A 374-nucleotide genomic window follows, 5' to 3' on the forward strand; every position below is an offset into this window, starting at 1 on the left:
ACAGGTCTCAACAAGCGAATGCATACGGCCCCTGAACTTGTCGCCCGCATCAGATGTCGTTCCGAAGCTAATCTTACTCTGGATGACACTGCCACGTATTCTCCGCTCTGCTTCGTTGTTGGTGAGTGGTATTGAGGTATCGGTTAAGAACAACCACAAGCTTTGCCTATGAGATTGTAGCTTTTTACATCGACCTTTGTATCGCTGAACGACTATCCCACTGCCTTTTTGCAGCCAGTGGTCAAAGGATTTTCGAAGTCGATTCATGCGGCGAATATACTGTTCGTACTGGATTTCTGTATTTTCCAAACGGTGACGTATTCTAAAAACCATATTGGCGAGCAGTGTTAGCCGTTGTCCAACGAGAGCGGTAT

1 protein-coding gene is annotated in these 374 nt (G+C 46.5%); it reads right to left on the reverse strand.

The features are described from left to right. The coding region (locus VOR_RS0109370) for an IS66 family transposase (protein WP_010319445.1) at positions 1–374 on the reverse strand (374 nt) is incomplete at both ends.

The sequence above is a fragment of the Vibrio ordalii ATCC 33509 genome (assembly GCA_000257205.1).
Taxonomy (GTDB): domain Bacteria; phylum Pseudomonadota; class Gammaproteobacteria; order Enterobacterales; family Vibrionaceae; genus Vibrio; species Vibrio ordalii.